Genomic DNA, 15,751 nt, shown 5'->3' with positions numbered 1-15,751 from the left:
GGGCGACGCTCTGGCGTAACGGCGGCGTCCGCATGCAGGGTTGACGCGGCGCGTTCAGAGGGCTTCCTAGACGCCAAGGGGCTTTTCGACCCTGTGCTAGGGAGAGCCCATGTCACGTTCGTCGACCGGCAAGTCGCGTTTCAAGGCGAGCGCCCTGATCCCGGGCGCGCTGATCTCGGGCGTTCTGGCGACGGTGCTCTCGGGCTGTGCGACCACGCCGTCGCCGCCCCCTCCGCCCCCGCCGCCGTCAGCGCCTGACGCCCCGGGCGGCGCGGTGCTCAGCGACTGGCGCGGGGTCATCACCGCCGCCGACCGCGACCGTTATCAGCGCCGCGACGCCGCCTGGACCCTGGCCTTGCAGCAGGCGAAGCGACAGGCGGGATCGGGCGACCTCAACAGCCTGGGCGACCTGATCGACCCCGGCGCGGCGCGTCCCTCGGCGACGCCGCCGGTCGGGAATTACCGCTGCCGCACCGTCAAACTGGGCTCTCAGGGCGGCGAGGGCGGCCTGGGCTATGTCGTTTACGGCTGGTTCGCCTGCCACATCGAGCAGACTCCCGCAGGCCTGAAGTTCAGCAAGCTGACCGGGTCGCAGCGCCCCAGCGGTCTGCTCTTCCCCGAGAACGACCGTCAGATGGTCTTCCTCGGCTCCATGGCCCTGGCCTCCGAACCGGCCGCCCGTTCCTACGGTCAGCGGCCCGAGCGCGACCTGGTGGCCGTGGTCGAACGCATCGGCGACCAGCGCTGGCGGCTGGTCATCCCCTGGCCGGCGAACGAGTCCAATCTGGATCTGATCGAACTGGTTCCGGCGCCCGCGCGACGCTGACCGGCGTCCAACCGGGCTGATACTCGGGGTGCCGTCGCCAGCGCTTGATCAGGATGTTGCTGTAGGTGCCCAGCGCCGGCAGCGGGTCCAGGGGATCGAAGATGGCATGTGTGCACTGAACGGCGTCGAGCCCGATCTGGGTCAGCCGCCGCACCGACTCGCCCGGTGACGCCTGGCGGCGTTTGACCTGCTTGATCAGCAGATTCAGGTCGCCCTTGGTCCAGACATAGCGCACCCCCCGCCGATAGACGGCCCAGGGATCGTCGGGCGCCGAAACGGTTTCGTCCGTGGCCAGCTGCAGCCCCCAGAGGCTGTGCGGCAAGCCTGCGCATTCCGAAATCCGGCCCAGACTGACGCGCGGATTGACCTCCATGAAGGTGACCGCGCCGCTTGTCGGGCAGACGATGAACTGGGCGCAGCCGGTCGAGCTATAGGCCAGGTGGGCGACCAGCTTCTCGACCCCCTCGCGGACCAGGGGCGTCGGCTCCACCGTCACGCCATAGGTGGTGTAGCCGGTGCCGTCGTATTCGTGGGTGCGCGCCGCCTTGATCTCGACGGCGCCCAGCAGCCGCCCGCGATCGGCGCTGAAGATGACGCTGTGGCGCGGGCCGGTGAGGTATTGCTGGACGATCAGTTCGGGGTGGATGTCCGGCCAGTGCGGCATGGCGGCGGACAACTGCGCCCGGTCCGCGATGATCAGCGCCTTGCGCTCGAACAGTTCAGCGTCGACCACGGCGGGCTTGACGATCAGGGGGTAGCCGATGGCCTCCGCGGCGGCGAACAGGCCCTCCATGTCGCGCACCCGCCGATAGGGCGCCAGGGCGACGCCCAGGGTCTCGCACAGTTCGAACATCGTCGTCTTGTTCATGCAGGTCTCGACCGTCGCGGCCTCGGGCATGATCAGCCGCCCGCGCGCCTCGAACGCCGCCCGGTGGCGCGTCATGAAGCGCGACCCGGCCTCGCTGACCGGCTGAATGACATCGACGGGGCTGCGGTCCAGCCAGTCCAGAATGACCGGCAGGGCCTCGTCCGTTCCCGGCTCCAGCGGCGAATGGCGGAAGGATCCGCTCACATGGCGCGACCATTCCAGATAGTTGCTGGAGGTCGACACCCCGGCGAAGACCCTGTGTCCAGCCTGATCCAGGGCCTTGGCGACGGGGAAGGCCATGCGGGCGTCGCCAACCAGCAAGACGCGCAAGGAAGATGTTTGAGAACGACGTTCCGTGATCATTGCGGCTGACTAGGCCGGACAAGCGCTGCCGTAAATCGGATACGCCTGTGGCGTGATGTCGCTGAACCGCGCTTGACCGCGGCCACGCCCGGCGTCCACCCTGATCGCCGTTCAGATTCAAGGGGAGGCGCGGATGCGCGGCGTGGGTTTCACTATCGGTTCGGTCATCGCCATCGGCATACTGATCGCCGTCGTCCTGGTCGGCTTCCCGACCTACAACGTCTATTCCAAGCAGATGGCGGGCAAGGCGGCCTATGAGGAGGCGGTTCAGAACCGTCGCATCCGCGTGCTGGAGGCTCAGGCCGCCCTGGATTCAGCCAAGCTGACCGCCGCCGCCGAGATCGAGCGCGCCAAGGGCGCCAACGAGGCCAACCGCATCATGGCTGAGGCCCTCGGCGGTCCCGAGGCCTATCTGCGCTGGTCCTACATCAACATGCTGCAGGAAACCGCCGGCAAGGAAGGCCGCCAGACCATCTACATTCCCACCGAGGCGGGCATGCCCATCCTCGAGGCCGGCCAGCGCCCGTCGGGACGCTGAGGCGTCAGACCGGGGCCGCATGCAGCCTGAGATAGGTCGGATCGAATTCGGCGATCCGGGCCAGGCGAGGCCAGTCCAGAATATCCACGCGAGGGTTGCTCCATCGGACCAGACCCTCGCGACGGAGTTCGGCGATCAGGCGGTTGACGTGCACCGTCGAGAGGCCGAGCGCGTCACCCAGAACCGTCTGGGTCAGCGGCATGTTGAAACTCTGGCCGTCGGTCAGGCCGACCGCGCTGAGGCGGGTGAACAGTTCGCAGACCAGATGGGACAGATGCCCCAGTCCGCTGCGCCGGCCCATGGCCACCAGCCACTGACGATGGATGGCGGCGTCAATGATGGTGTCGAGCCAGAGCAGTCGAGTCAGGTGTCCATGCTGTTCGGTCAACCGCTGCAGTCGGCTGTGCGGGGCGTGGGCGATGACGCAGGGGCTCAGGGTGACCACGCCGTGATCCATCTGCTTCATCAGCAGGCTGTGCAGATCGACGAAGTCGCCCGCTACGTTGATCTCGGTAATCTGGCGCCGCCCGTCGGAGAGGGTGGAATACCGGGCGGTGAACCCGGCCAGAAGCAGGATGCTGTGGTCGGTGAGGGCGTGTTCCAGCACGATGTCGACGTTGGCGTCGACCTTGCGCGGCGGCTCAAGCACCTCTGCAAGCGCTGCGATCTCGTCGGGCGACACGGTATCGCGGCGCGACAGTTTATCGATAAGGGCATTGGTCATGACGTGGGGCCCATGGCTGCGAAGAAGCGAACGCCCGATCAAGCCAAGCGTTGCCGTACCCGATGACGAACTTCGCCGGTTTGCGAACTTACATATGTGAATGCGGCCGGTTCTGAACGGCCTAGGTTCCCGCAGCGCGGCCTTCGCGCGGGGGCGGCCGTATGAAAACCTATCTTTGTCTGATCACCGTCCGCGAGGGCGAGGTGCCGCATCTTCGGCATATGGACAGTCCGCACGACGACGGGATTTCGGCCTCACTGGCCCCCGTTCTGGCCGAATGGCATCAGGTTCATCGGGTTGAGGTTCTGGACGGTGATCGTCTCGTCTTCGTCGCCGATCGGCCGAAGGTCTAGGGAGGCGGAGGACTGGCGCAGGTCGTCAGCCTGACGACTTCGTCCTGCTTGTCGTCCGTGACAATGACCCGGAACTGTCGGGTAGTCCAGAAGGCGCGCCCCTGATCATCAGGAATCAGATGGCCGTTTTCGGTGTGAAAGAAATATCGCGGCAAGCGGGGGCTCCCTTCTGATTGTCCCTTAAAGGGGCCCTCGCCGCCATTTGTTCATTTGGTTGTCAGACGCGCGTCAGCCGCAGGTCCTGATAGTCGTAGCTGAAGTCGATGTCGGGCGAGACGCCCTTGAGCGTCGCCGTCGCCGGCTTGGCGGTGGCGATGTTGAAGGTGATGAAGGCGTCTTCCTCGCGCTTGTCGGGGAAGCGGGTGCGGAAGGTCTCGCCGTCATAGGGCTCCAGCCAGCCCTGCAGCGCCGGGGTATGGGTGAAGGCCAGCCACAGGCCGGTCTTCCTGTTGCGGCCACGCCCCTCGGTCTTCTGCTCGATGGTGATGTCGCCGTACCAGGGGTCGCGCCAGGTGCCGACATAGGCGTCCAGCGGCATGGAGGGGGGGGCGCCCGCCGCCTGCTTGGCGTCGATCTCGACGGCGGCCTTCAGCGACTTCTCGGTCCCCTCGGCCTCCCGCTTCTTGGAGTCGGCGATCCAGTCGACGTCGACCTGATTCATGGCGATGTCCGACAGGCCAGAGCGCAGGGCGCGCAGCAGGAAGCTCTCCTCGGCGTTGGTGAAGACTGAGAAGCCGATCTTGCGGCCGGGGATCAGCACGGTTGAGGAGATGCCGCCCGGCGAGCCGCCGCCGTGGGTGGCCAGCCGCTCGCCGCGATAGTCCTGCACCTGCAAGCCCATGGCGTAGGTCGAGGCCACGGCACGGTTGGGCAGTTCCGCCGTCGGCCCGTTCGACGACGAGACGATGATGTTGGGCTTGTACATCTCGCGCGCGGCGGCTTCCGAGAAGAGGCGCGAGCCGTCGGCCAGCCGGCCCTCGTTCAGGCGCACGGCGATCCACTTGGCCCAGTCGGCCGCGCTGGCGCAGATGCCGCCCGCCGCCGCGGCCGAGTCCCAGTTCCACACCTCGGCGATGGAGGCCGCGATCTGGGTCATCGGCCCCTGAAGGCGCAGCGGCGGCCCGACGCGGGCGTGGGGCAGGGCGGACTTCTTGGGATCAGCCAGACGGGCCAGAGGCACGCTCTCGCTCATGCCCAGCTTGTCGAAGATGCGGGTCTGGACGAAGTCCTCCCACGACAGGCCGGACACCCTCTCGATCACCGCGCCCGCCACCACGAACATCAGGTTGCAGTAGTGGTAGTCCTCGCGGAACCCGTCCTCGATCGGCACGAAGGCGGCCTGGGCCAGCACCTCGGCGCGCGTCCGGTCGCTGTTGGGCCAGAACAGCAGGTCGCCCGCGCCCAGACCGAAGCCGGCGCGGTGGCTCAGGGTGTCGCGCACGGTGATGCGCTCTCCCACCATCGGGTCCGACAGGGTGAAACCGGGCAGATAGGTGCGGATCGGCTCGTCCCACTTCACCTTGCCCTCGTCGACCAGAATGGCGAGGCAGGCGGCGGTGACGTTCTTGGAGTTGGAGGCGATGGCGAACAGGGTGTGTTCGTCGGCCGGTTCGGCCTTGCCCTGACGGCGCACGCCGTAACCCTTGGCCAGCACCGTCTTGCCGTCACGCACCAAGGCCAGCGACACCGCCGGCTGCTCCGGCCAGGCGGCCATGCAGCGTTGCACCCAGGCGTCGGCGGCGGCGGCGATCTCTTCGTCTGTGCGGGTGTCGGCGCGGGTCTGGGCCAAGGCCAGGCCCGGCAGGGCGGCGCTCGACGCGGCGACGGCGGAGGAAAACAGGGCCGCACGGCGCGACAGGCGGATGGACATAGGCGAAGCTCCCGACATGAGCGGCGACGCTAGCGCCGCCGGTCCGTCGGGCCAAGGGCTCAGGCCGCCAGTCGCCACCTTTGCAGATGCTCCAGCACGTCGGCGACGATCTGGGCGCGGGTGAAGCCGGTGATGTCGCGGGGCCTTGTCCCATCGCCGGTCTGTGCCGTCATCCGCCATTCCAGCGCGCGCCGGGCCTCTGGGGCTTCCAGCGCGGTCAGGGCCGGCAAGGGGCGCGAGCGCGCGCCGATGCGATAGAGGAAGTCGCGGCCGTTGGCGTGTTCGACCACCAGCCAGACCCCGCTCTCGTCCATCTCGACCCGGCTGTGCTCCAGCCCGCCCTCGACCAGGGCTTCACGCACCTCGACCAGGGCCGGCGCGCCCTGCCGCTCGATCTGGCGGGCGATGTCCTTGCGGCTGGCGGGCGAGAAGATGCGCTTCAGCCGCTCACGGATCGGCGGGGCCTCGGTCTCGACCTGCTCGCCCTTGAGGTCGGCGTTCATCTGCCGCGCCAGACCCAGGGCCAGCAAGATCATGATGATCGCGAACGGCAGGGCCGCCACCAGGGTCGCGGCCTGCAGGGCCCCCAGCCCTCCGGCCAGCAGCAGCAGGGCCGCCGCAAGGCCCTGCATCACGCACCAGTAGATGCGCTGCCAGCGCGGCGTATCCTCGGCTCCGCCCGAGGCCAGGGTGTCGATCACCAGCGATCCCGAATCCGCCGAGGTGACGAAAAAGACCGCCACCAGAGCCACCGCCAGGGTCGAGGTGACGGCCGTGCCCGGCAGGTATTCGAGGAAATGGAAGAGGGCCGTCGACAGGTCGGCCTGCACGGCCTCGGATATCGCGCCGCCCGCAGCGCCGAGATCAAGGCTCATGGCCGAGTTGCCGAAGACCGTCATCCACAGGAAGGTGAAGGCGCTGGGCACCAGCAGGACGCCGATGATGAACTCGCGCACCGTCCGCCCGCGCGAAATGCGGGCGATGAACATGCCGACGAACGGCGACCAGGCGATCCACCAGGCCCAGTAGAACAGGGTCCAGTCGGCCATCCACGCCCTCGGCTCGTAGGCGTAGAGGGTAAAGGTGCGCACGAAGAAGTGGTCCAGATAGAGCCCGAAATTCTGCACATAGGCCCGCAGCAGGAAGAGGGTCGGCCCCACCGCCAGCACGAACAGCATCAGGCAGACGGCCAGGATCAGGTTCAGTTCCGATAGCCGCCGCACCCCCTTGTCGACGCCCGACAGCACCGACAGGGTCGCCACTCCCATGACGACGACGATCAGGCCCACCTGCATGATGACGCTGCTGGGGATGCCGAAGACGTAGTTCAGACCCGAGTTCATCTGGGCCACGCCCAGCCCCAGCGAAGTAGCGATGCCGAACAGGGTGCCGCAGATGGCGAAGATGTCGACCGCGTCGCCGATCGGTCCGTTGATGCGCTTGCCCAACAGCGGATAGAGGCCGGACCGCATGGTCAGCGGCAGGCCCTTGCGGTGGGCGAAATAGGCCAGGCTCAGCCCCACCACGGCATAGATGGCCCAGGCGTGGACGCCCCAGTGGGTATAGGTGATGACCATGGCCTCGCGCGCGGCGTCGATGGTGCCGGGCGCGGCCTCGGGCGGGGCGATATAGTGCTGCACCGGCTCGGCCACGGCGAAATACATCAGGCCGATGCCCATGCCCGCGGCGAACAGCATGGCCAGCCATGAGACATAGGGAAAGTCCGGCTCGGCGTCGTCGGGCCCCAGCTTCAGCCGTCCGGTCGGCCCCACGGCCAGGACCGTGACGAACAGCAGAAAACCCGCCACCGCCGCCACATAGAACCAGCCGAAGGTTTCGATCACCCAGGCCTGGGCGGCGCTGAAAATCAGGTCGGACGTCGAGGGCGCGATCAGGGCGAGGAGAAGCAGGGCGCCTGCGATGGCGCTGGCCCCCCAGAAGACACGGGGGTTCATCTTGGTCGTCAGCATGGGGGCCTAGCGCACAGCGACGCTTCAGGTTCCCTGGGTGCGCCACAGAGTGGCCACAGACCCGCCATTCGGGTGAAAAAGATGTAACTGTGGTGCGTGAACAGCGACTGGTACGCGCAACGGTTGAAGGGCGTTGAGGGACGTCCACACCGGGGACGGACCATGTCGAAACACAAGCTCGCGCCGCTGCTCGGCGCTGTTCTGGCTCTGCCTGCGGGCGTCGCCCTGGCTCAGGCCGCCCCCGCCTCGCCGCCCGCGCAGCAGCAGAGCCAGACGCCGCCGACCCAGCCTGCCCCTGATGACAAGGACCAGCCCGCCACCGTCGGCGACGTGGTGGTCACCGCCCGCGCCAACGACGTGCGGACCTCCATCGATTCCACCAGCTACAGCCTGGCCGACGACCTTCAGGCCGCGAACGGCACCCTGGCCGAAGCCCTGCGCAACGTCCCGTCCGTCGATGTCGACCCCCAGGGCAATGTCTCCCTGCGTGGCGACGGCAATGTCACCATCCTGGTCGACGGCCGCCCCTCGGCCATCCTGTCGGGGCCCAATCGCGCTGACGCCGTGCTCCAACTTCCGGCCGACCGCTACGCGCGGATCGAGGTCATGACCAACCCCTCGGCGGCCTACAGTCCCGAGGGCTCGGGCGGGGTCATCAACCTCATCACCAAGCCTGTCCCCGCCGCCGCGCGGGGCGCCGCAGCCGCCGCGCCGGACGCGACCGTCACGACCGGTTCGCTGCGGGTCAATGTCGGCGACCACGGCCGCTGGAATGTCGGCGCCAGCGGCTCGCGCCAACGCGGCAAGCTGACCCTGACCGGCGACGTCAGCTATCGCTACGACGATCAGACCTTCGCCTTCGACCGGCTGCGCGAGCAATTGGACTCGACCGGCGTCGTGACCTCGACCACGACCACGCATCAGGAAAGCGATTCTGTTCAGCAGGGCGCGTTCGGGCGGATCGCCGCCGAATACCGCCTCACCGACAAGACGATGCTGACGGGAGAGCTGCGCGCCAACCGCTTTGACGTCGAAGGCGAGGGGCGGGGCCTGTTCGAGACACGCGACGCTTCAGGTCAGATCACCAACGCCTTCACGCGCAATGGCGACAGCGCCTTCGCCATGGACGGTTGGGGCGCCACCGCCCGGCTGCTGCATCAGTTCGATACCTCGGGCCATGAATGGTCCAACGAGCTGCGCTACGACCGCAGCGACCATGAGAACACCTCCCTGGGCGCCAATGTTTTCCTGACACCGGCCGCGCCGGCGCTGTATGAGCAGCAGAGGAACCTCAACGCTCAGGAGACGATCGGCTTCACCAGCGCCTACACCCGGCCGATGGACGACGGCTCGAAACTGCGGGCGGGTTATGAACTGGGCTTCAGTCGTCCGGATCAGGACACCCTGCTTCGACGCGGCCCATCGGAGGTCGCCCTGGCCCCCGTGCCGAGCCTGAGCAACCGGTTCGAGGCCGAACAGACCGTCCACGCTCTCTACGCCACCTATGAGCGCCCCTTCGGCGAGAAGCTGTCGGCCCAGTTCGGCCTGCGGCTGGAGCAGGCAGACATCGAGGTCGAGGACATCACCAACGGGGTGCGCGCCTCGCAGGACTATTTCCGCGCCTATCCCACCGGCCACCTGCAGTATCAGCTCACCGACACGCAAACCCTGCGCGCCAGCTATTCGCGTCGCATTCAGCGGCCCCAGCCGACCCAGCTGAATCCCTTCGTCTCCTATGGCGATCCGCTGAACCTGCGCTCGGGCAACCCGGACCTGGAGCCCCAGGAGACCGACAGCTTCGAGGCCATGTGGCAGATGCGGCGCGGCCAGAGCTTCTATCAGGCCACGGCCTATTTCCGCGACACGACCAAGGCCTTCACCGATGTCGCGACCGACGTTGGTGGTGGGGTTTTGCTGACCCGGCCCGAGAATCTCGGCGCCCGTCGCGACCTGGGCGTCGAGCTGACCGCCAGCGGCCGCCTGCATCCCACCTTGCGCTACAACGCCAGCGTCAACGCTTTCCGCCAGGAGATCGACGCCGCCGGCATTCCGGGCGGCCGCGATCGCGAGGGCGAGATGCTGACCGGCCGACTCAGCCTCAACTGGCAGGCCACGCCCAAGGACTTCATCCAGGTCATGGGCTTCTGGCAGGGCGACCAACTGCTGGCCCAGGGCACGCGTGAAAGCGGCGGGATGGTGAACCTCGGCTATCGTCGCAAGCTCAACGATACGCTGTCGCTGCAGTTCACGGCCCGCGACATCCTCAACTCCTTCGGCGGCGCCACTACCTATGACACGCCCCTGTTCCGTGAACGGGTCGAGCAAGAAATCAATTTGCGCGCCTTCTACCTGGGTCTGACCTGGTCGTTCGGCGGCGGCCCGCGCAAGCCAGAGCCGCAGTTCGACTTCTCGACCGGTCCTACCGGGGGCTGACGCTCGGCGGCTCCCATCCGCCGGATTCTGCCCGACACTGCATGACGAAGATGTAACTGGGGCTGCGTGCCTATGGCTGATAGGCGCGCGGCCTTCAGGCCGTGCTCGTGGGCCTGGCCTGGGAGGGCGTCATGTCGAAATTGAAACTCTCGCCGCTGGTCGGCTTGGTCCTGGCCCTGCCGGCGGGCGCAGCCCTCGCGCAAGCGCAGCCCTCCGCCCCGCCCCCCGCCCCCGCCCCGCCGACTTCGCCGCCCGCCAAGGACCAGGATCAGCCCGCCGCCGTCGCGGACGTGGTGGTGCGCGGGCGCGCCAACGACGTGCGGACATCGATCGACGCTGTCAGCTACAGTCTTGCCGATGATCTGCAGGCCACGACCGGAACCCTGGCCGACGCCCTGCGCAACCTGCCTTCGGTGGACGTCGATCCCAACGGCAATGTCAGTCTGCGCGGCGACACCGGCGTGACCATTCTGGTCGACGGCCGCCCCTCGGCCCTGCTGTCGGGCGAGAGCCGCGCCCAGGCCGTGCTCAGCCTGCCCGCGAGCCCCTACAGCCGCATCGAGGTCATGACCAATCCCTCGGCGGCCTATAGCCCCGAAGGGTCCGGCGGGGTCATCAACCTCATCACCAAACCCGTCCCGCAGCAGGCGGGGGGCGCGGGCGCCACCACGACCGGCTCGGTCCGCGCCAATATCGGCGATGACGGGCGCTACAACCTGGGCGTTAACGTCGCGCGGACGCAGGACCGCCTGACCCTGACGGCGGACGCCGGTCTGCGCCATGACGCCTTCGTGCAGCAGGTGGATCGCCTGCGCGAACGCTTCGACGCGGCGTCCGACCGCTTCCTGCAGGCGCGTCAGCGCCAGGACGTCGACGGCGCCTTCGACCACGCCAATGTCCGCCTGGGCGCCGAATACCGCCTCAGCGACAAGACTCAGCTGACCGGCGAGGTGCGCTACACCGAAATGGGCAGCGAGAACGACAGCCAGGATGTCTATGAGGCCGAGACGGCCGCGGGCGGCGTCGGCTCGGCCTGGCGCCGCCGGACGCGCGGCGGTTACGATGGCGAGTTCGTCGGCGCGACGGGCCGGGTGCTGCGCCGCTTCGACGATCAGGGCCACGAGTGGTCGAATGAACTGCGCCTCGACCGCGTGCGCGCCGGCTTCGACAATGAGGCCGTCACCGAGACGCGGATCCCGGTCATCCCGCCGGTCTATGAGACGATCGAGCTGGTCAACAATGTCGACCAACTGGGCCTGACCAGCGCCTATGTCCGCCCCCTGAAGGACGGCGGCAAGCTGCGCGCCGGCTACGACCTGCGTCTGGTGTCGCTGGAACTGGACAACCGGGTGCGGCGGGGAGGCTCGCCTTCGGGGCAGGTGCTCGATCCCCTGGTGTCCAACGACTTCCACGTCGATGAAGCGGTCCACGCCCTCTACGCCACCTGGGAGCGTCCGTTCGGCGACAAACTGTCGGGTCAGGCCGGGCTGCGGCTGGAGCAGGTGGACCGTGAGCTGAACCAGGCGACCTCGGGCGACAAGCGCTCGACCAGCGACTTCAACGCCTATCCGACCATGCATCTGTCCTACGCCCTGTCGGACACCCAGACGCTGCGCGCCAGCTACGGCAAGCGGGTGCAGCGCCCGCGACCGTCAGAGCTGAACCCCTTCCTGACCTATCAGGACCCCCTCAACTTCACCTCGGGCAACCCGGACCTGAAGCAGCAGGAAACCGACGCCTTCGAGCTGATGTGGCAGCGCCGCGTCCAGCAGACCTTCTATCAGGCCACCCTCTACTACCGGGACACCTCCGGGGCCTTCACCCCGGTGACGACCGATCTCGGCGGCGGCGTCCTGCTGACCCGGCCCGAGAACCTGGGCGCGCGCACCGATCTGGGGCTGGAGCTGAACGCCAACGGGCGGCTGCACCCAAGCCTGCGCTACAGCGCCACCCTCAACCTTTTCCGTCAGGAGATCGACGCCTCGAACATTCCCGGCGGGACCGACCGGTCGAGCGAGGTGGTCAGCGGTCGCCTGAACCTGAACTGGCAGCCGACGACGGCCGATTTCGTCCAGCTGTCGACGGTCTGGACCGGCGAGCAGTTGCTGGCCCAGGGCGTGCGGGACTCCACCACCCTGGTCAACCTGGGCTACCGCCGCAAGCTGAACGAGACCCTTTCGCTCCAGGTTACGGTGCGCGACCTGTTCGACAATTTCCGCGACGTGGTGGCGCTGGACACGCCCGAGTTCCGCGACCGCACCGAGCGCTGGATGGGCGGTCGCACCGGCCTGATCGGCCTGACCTGGACCTTCGGCAAGACCCAGCGGCCGCAGGAGCCGCAGTTCGACTTCTCGGCCCCGCAGACCGGGGGGTGAACCGGGGGCTGATCAGACCTTCGTCTCCCAGGCGGTCCAGACGGCGATGGCGACCAGGCCCAGGGCCATGGCGGCGCGCATCGCCGGCCCCTGCGCCCGGGTCAGCAGGGCGCCGCCCGCCCGCGCCGCCGTCAGCACGATGATCGCGTGGACCACGACGCTGACGACGACGTGCAGGCTCCCCAGCGTCAGGGCCTGGGTCAGCGTCGAGCCGTGGGTCGGGCGGATGAAGCCGGGCAGCAGGACCACATAGAGCAGGGCCGCCTTGGGGTTCAGCAGATTGCCGATCAGGCCGCGCCGGAACAGGGCGCGCCGCCGCATCTCGACCGGCGCCGCCCCCGCGCCGTCGCCCGTGCTGCGCCAGGCGTCCCAGGCCAGCCACAGCAGGAAGCCCACCCCCGCCCAGCGGATGGTCTGGTAGAGGGCGGGCCACAGCATAACCACCTCGGTCAGGCCGAAGGCGGCGGCGACCATCCACAGCGTCAGGCCGAGCGTGATCCCCGCCACCGCCGCCAGCCCCGCCGTCCGTCCTTGCGACAGCGACACCAGGGCCAGCCAGCCCATGTTCGGCCCCGGCGTCAGCTCCATCAGCGCCACCGCCGCCAGGAAGGGCAGGATGACCGTGGGGTCGACCGGTCCGTGCGTCAGAAAATCCATGAGGGCCTCCTGCGGCCACGCTAGGCCGGGACCGCGGCCCGCATCAATCGCGGCGACCGGGTCTTGCGTGTCCGATAGGTCACACCCACCTCGGTTTGACACAACTCAAGGCGTCGCTTCGCAGAAGGGCGCGTTGTTGGTTTTCCGCCTTCCGAGGGGACTGCACCGAAATGAATCTCGACCTCTATTCCGACCGCGCCAAACAGGCCGTCCAATCCGCCCAGTCGCTGGCCCTTGCCCGGCGGCACCAGCAGTTCGCGCCCGAGCACCTGCTGAAGGTGCTGCTGGAGGAACGCGACGGCCTCGCCCGCAAGCTGATCGATCAGGCCGGCGGCGATCCGTCCGCCGTCGAACTGGTGACCGAAGGCCTGCTGAAGAAGCGGCCCCAGGTCGAGGGCGGCTCGGGCCAGATCTATCTGGACGGCGACACCGCCCGCGTCTTCAACGCCGCCGAGGACGCCGCCAAGAAGGCCGGCGACGCCTTCGTCACGACCGAGCGCCTGCTGGCCGCCATCGCGAAAGAAGGCGGGGCCGCCGCCGAGGCGCTGAAATCCGCCGGCGTCACGCCGAAGAAACTCGATGAAGCCGTCGCCGAAATGCGCAAGGGCAAGACCGCCGACAACGCCTCGGCCGAGGACAGCTACGACGCCCTGAAACGCTACGCCCGCGACCTGACCGAGGCCGCGCGCGACGGCAAGGTCGACCCGGTCATCGGCCGCGACGAGGAGATCCGCCGCACCATCCAGGTCCTGGCCCGTCGCACCAAGAACAACCCCGTCCTGATCGGCGAGCCCGGGGTCGGCAAGACCGCCATCGTCGAAGGACTCGCATTGAGGATCGTCAACGGCGACGTGCCCGAAAGCCTGAAGGACAAGAAGGTCCTGTCGCTGGACATGGGCGCGCTGATCGCCGGGGCCAAATACCGCGGCGAGTTCGAGGAACGCCTGAAAGCCGTGCTCAATGAGGTGGCCCAGGCCGAGGGCGGCATTGTCCTGTTCATTGACGAGATGCACACCCTGGTCGGCGCCGGCAAGGGCGACGGGGCCATGGACGCGTCCAACCTGCTGAAGCCGGCGCTGGCGCGCGGCGAGCTGCACTGCGTCGGCGCCACCACGCTCGATGAATACCGCAAGCACGTCGAGAAGGACGCGGCCTTGGCCCGTCGCTTCCAGCCGGTCTTCGTCTCCGAGCCCACCGTCGAGGACACGGTGTCGATCCTGCGCGGCCTCAAGGAGAAGTACGAGGTCCACCACGGGGTGCGCATCTCGGACAGCGCCATCGTCGCCGCCGCCACCCTGTCGAACCGCTACATCACCGACCGCTTCCTGCCGGACAAGGCCATCGACCTGATCGACGAGGCCGCCTCGCGCGTCCGCATGGCCGTCGATTCAAAGCCCGAGGCGCTCGACGAAATCGACCGCCGTCTGGTCCAGCTCAAGATCGAGCGCGAGGCCCTGAAGAAGGAAAGCGACCACGCCTCGCAGCAGCGTCTGGAGAAGCTGGAGGACGAGATCGCCGATCTGGAAGGCCAGTCGGACGACATGACCGCCCGCTGGAAGTCCGAGAAGGACAAGGTGGGGCAGAGCGCCCAGCTGCGCGAAACCCTGGATCGTCTGCGCGCCGAACTGGCCGCGGCCCAGCGCGCCGGCGATCTCGGCCGCGCCTCAGAGATCGCCTACGGCCAGATCCCCCAACTGGAACGTCAGTTGGACGAGGCCGCCGCCGCCGAGCAACCGGCGGAAGGCCCTCTGACGCCGGAAGTCGTCGACGCCGAGCAGATCGCCGCCGTCGTCAGCCGCTGGACCGGCGTGCCCGTCGACAAGATGCTGGAAGGCGAGCGCGAGAAGCTGCTCAAGATGGAGGAGGAGCTGGGCCGCCGCGTCGTGGGTCAGGACGAGGCGCTGGAGGCCGTCTCCGACGCCGTCCGCCGCGCCCGCGCCGGCCTGAACGACCCCAACAAGCCGCTGGGCAGCTTCCTCTTCCTTGGGCCCACGGGCGTGGGCAAGACCGAGCTGACCAAGGCCTTGGCAGGCTATCTGTTCGACGACGACAACGCCATCACCCGCATCGACATGTCCGAGTATATGGAAAAACACTCGGTCAGCCGCCTGATCGGCGCCCCTCCGGGCTATGTCGGCTACGACGAGGGCGGCGCCCTGACCGAGGCGGTGCGTCGTCGCCCCTATCAGGTCGTCCTGTTCGACGAGGTCGAGAAGGCCCACCCCGACGTCTTCAACGTCCTGTTGCAGGTGCTGGACGACGGTCGCCTGACCGACGGTCAGGGCCGCACCATCGACTTCAAGAACACCCTGATCATCATGACCTCCAACCTGGGCAGCCAGTATCTGGCCGACCAGCCCGAGGGCGAAGACGTCGAGGCGGTTCGTCCTCTCGTCATGGAACAGGTCCGCGCCCACTTCCGGCCCGAGTTCCTGAACCGCATCGACGAGATCATCCTGTTCCACCGCCTCGGCCGCGAACAGATGGGCGGCATCGTCCGCATCCAGCTGGCGCGCCTCGAAAAGCTGATGGCCGACCGCCGCCTGACGCTCGCCCTGGACGACAGCGCCCTGACCTGGCTCGCCGACAAGGGCTACGACCCCGTCTACGGCGCCCGCCCCCTGAAACGCGTCATCCAGAAGGAACTGGTCGACCCCATGGCCAGGAAGCTGTTGGCCGGCGAGATCGAGGACGGCAGCGTGGTGGCCGTGTCAGCAGGAACGGAAGGGCTGGAGATCGGCAAAGCGAGGGTGCATTAAGAGTGATCTCCTACT

General features: G+C 68.0%; 11 protein-coding genes. 6 read left to right on the top strand and 5 right to left on the bottom strand.

All coding sequences use genetic code 11. The features are described 5' to 3' along the window. The first annotated feature begins 109 nt into the window (after positions 1 to 109). Positions 110 to 826 carry a DUF4893 domain-containing protein gene (locus ACIQTU_RS14350; protein ID WP_400548505.1) on the top strand — a complete coding sequence of 239 codons (717 nt, stop codon included), beginning with the start codon at positions 110 to 112 and terminating at the stop codon, positions 824 to 826. Here ACIQTU_RS14350 and ACIQTU_RS14345 read toward each other — a convergent pair. Then, positions 756 to 2,024, bottom strand: a complete 1,269-nt coding sequence (locus ACIQTU_RS14345; RefSeq protein WP_400548502.1) for a hypothetical protein — start codon at positions 2,022 to 2,024, stop codon at positions 756 to 758. The genes ACIQTU_RS14350 and ACIQTU_RS14345 overlap by 71 nt on opposite strands. Before the next feature lie 166 nt (positions 2,025 to 2,190). Here ACIQTU_RS14345 and ACIQTU_RS14340 point away from each other — a divergent pair, with 166 nt between their 5' ends. Continuing rightward, positions 2,191 to 2,595 (top strand): hypothetical protein, encoded by a 405-nt coding sequence (locus ACIQTU_RS14340; RefSeq protein WP_400548499.1) that lies wholly within the window; start codon positions 2,191 to 2,193, stop codon positions 2,593 to 2,595. Positions 2,596 to 2,599: 4 nt separating this feature from the next. Here the strand turns inward: ACIQTU_RS14340 and ACIQTU_RS14335 are convergent, their stop codons facing one another. After that, on the bottom strand, positions 2,600 to 3,319 hold the full coding sequence (locus ACIQTU_RS14335) for a Crp/Fnr family transcriptional regulator (protein ID WP_400548496.1): 720 nt from the start codon (positions 3,317 to 3,319) through the stop codon (positions 2,600 to 2,602). A gap of 161 nt (positions 3,320 to 3,480) precedes the next feature. On the opposite strand from ACIQTU_RS14335, the gene ACIQTU_RS14330 reads away from it, so the two are divergent. Then, positions 3,481 to 3,672 carry a hypothetical protein gene (locus ACIQTU_RS14330; protein ID WP_400548493.1) on the top strand — a complete coding sequence of 64 codons (192 nt, stop codon included), beginning with the start codon at positions 3,481 to 3,483 and terminating at the stop codon, positions 3,670 to 3,672. A gap of 217 nt (positions 3,673 to 3,889) precedes the next feature. On the opposite strand, the gene ACIQTU_RS14325 is transcribed toward ACIQTU_RS14330, so the two are convergent. Together ACIQTU_RS14325 and ACIQTU_RS14320 are read right to left on the bottom strand one after the other, a co-directional pair. Then, positions 3,890 to 5,542 (bottom strand): serine hydrolase, encoded by a 1,653-nt coding sequence (locus ACIQTU_RS14325; RefSeq protein WP_400548490.1) that lies wholly within the window; start codon positions 5,540 to 5,542, stop codon positions 3,890 to 3,892. A gap of 59 nt (positions 5,543 to 5,601) precedes the next feature. Then, on the bottom strand, positions 5,602 to 7,512 hold the full coding sequence (locus ACIQTU_RS14320) for a BCCT family transporter (RefSeq protein WP_400548487.1): 1,911 nt from the start codon (positions 7,510 to 7,512) through the stop codon (positions 5,602 to 5,604). A gap of 162 nt (positions 7,513 to 7,674) precedes the next feature. Between ACIQTU_RS14320 and ACIQTU_RS14315 the strand changes: the two genes are divergently transcribed. Both ACIQTU_RS14315 and ACIQTU_RS14310 read left to right on the top strand, forming a co-directional pair. After that, positions 7,675 to 9,945, top strand: a complete 2,271-nt coding sequence (locus ACIQTU_RS14315) for a TonB-dependent receptor domain-containing protein (RefSeq protein ID WP_400548484.1) — start codon at positions 7,675 to 7,677, stop codon at positions 9,943 to 9,945. Between the two features lie 131 nt (positions 9,946 to 10,076). Further along, complete coding sequence (locus ACIQTU_RS14310; protein ID WP_400548481.1) at positions 10,077 to 12,320, top strand: TonB-dependent receptor domain-containing protein; 2,244 nt, start codon at positions 10,077 to 10,079, stop codon at positions 12,318 to 12,320. 12 nt (positions 12,321 to 12,332) lie between these two features. Here ACIQTU_RS14310 and ACIQTU_RS14305 read toward each other — a convergent pair whose 3' ends face one another. Continuing rightward, positions 12,333 to 12,977, bottom strand: a complete 645-nt coding sequence (locus ACIQTU_RS14305; protein ID WP_400548478.1) for a LysE family translocator — start codon at positions 12,975 to 12,977, stop codon at positions 12,333 to 12,335. Positions 12,978 to 13,147: 170 nt separating this feature from the next. On the opposite strand from ACIQTU_RS14305, the gene clpB reads away from it, so the two are divergent. Further along, on the top strand, positions 13,148 to 15,736 hold the full coding sequence (gene clpB, locus ACIQTU_RS14300; RefSeq protein WP_400548475.1) for an ATP-dependent chaperone ClpB: 2,589 nt from the start codon (positions 13,148 to 13,150) through the stop codon (positions 15,734 to 15,736). The last annotated feature ends 15 nt before the right edge of the window (positions 15,737 to 15,751 follow it).

The organism is Brevundimonas sp. NPDC090276 (assembly GCF_044772165.1).
GTDB lineage: Bacteria > Pseudomonadota > Alphaproteobacteria > Caulobacterales > Caulobacteraceae > Brevundimonas.
Note: the sequence above shows the minus strand (reverse complement) of the source record. Positions and strands in the feature narration are given on the sequence as shown.

Excerpts from the sequence above, each read along its gene's own strand:
- ACIQTU_RS14325 (WP_400548490.1), bottom strand. The coding sequence starts at position 5,542 with ATGTCCATCCGCCTGTCGCGCCGTGCGGCCCTGTTTTCCTCCGCCGTC.
- ACIQTU_RS14330 (WP_400548493.1), top strand. The coding sequence starts at position 3,481 with ATGAAAACCTATCTTTGTCTGATCACCGTCCGCGAGGGCGAGGTGCCG.
- ACIQTU_RS14350 (WP_400548505.1), top strand. The coding sequence starts at position 110 with ATGTCACGTTCGTCGACCGGCAAGTCGCGTTTCAAGGCGAGCGCCCTG.
- ACIQTU_RS14320 (WP_400548487.1), bottom strand. The coding sequence starts at position 7,512 with ATGCTGACGACCAAGATGAACCCCCGTGTCTTCTGGGGGGCCAGCGCC.
- clpB (WP_400548475.1), top strand. The coding sequence starts at position 13,148 with ATGAATCTCGACCTCTATTCCGACCGCGCCAAACAGGCCGTCCAATCC.
- ACIQTU_RS14305 (WP_400548478.1), bottom strand. The coding sequence starts at position 12,977 with ATGGATTTTCTGACGCACGGACCGGTCGACCCCACGGTCATCCTGCCC.
- ACIQTU_RS14340 (WP_400548499.1), top strand. The coding sequence starts at position 2,191 with ATGCGCGGCGTGGGTTTCACTATCGGTTCGGTCATCGCCATCGGCATA.
- ACIQTU_RS14335 (WP_400548496.1), bottom strand. The coding sequence starts at position 3,319 with ATGACCAATGCCCTTATCGATAAACTGTCGCGCCGCGATACCGTGTCG.
- ACIQTU_RS14310 (WP_400548481.1), top strand. The coding sequence starts at position 10,077 with ATGTCGAAATTGAAACTCTCGCCGCTGGTCGGCTTGGTCCTGGCCCTG.
- ACIQTU_RS14315 (WP_400548484.1), top strand. The coding sequence starts at position 7,675 with ATGTCGAAACACAAGCTCGCGCCGCTGCTCGGCGCTGTTCTGGCTCTG.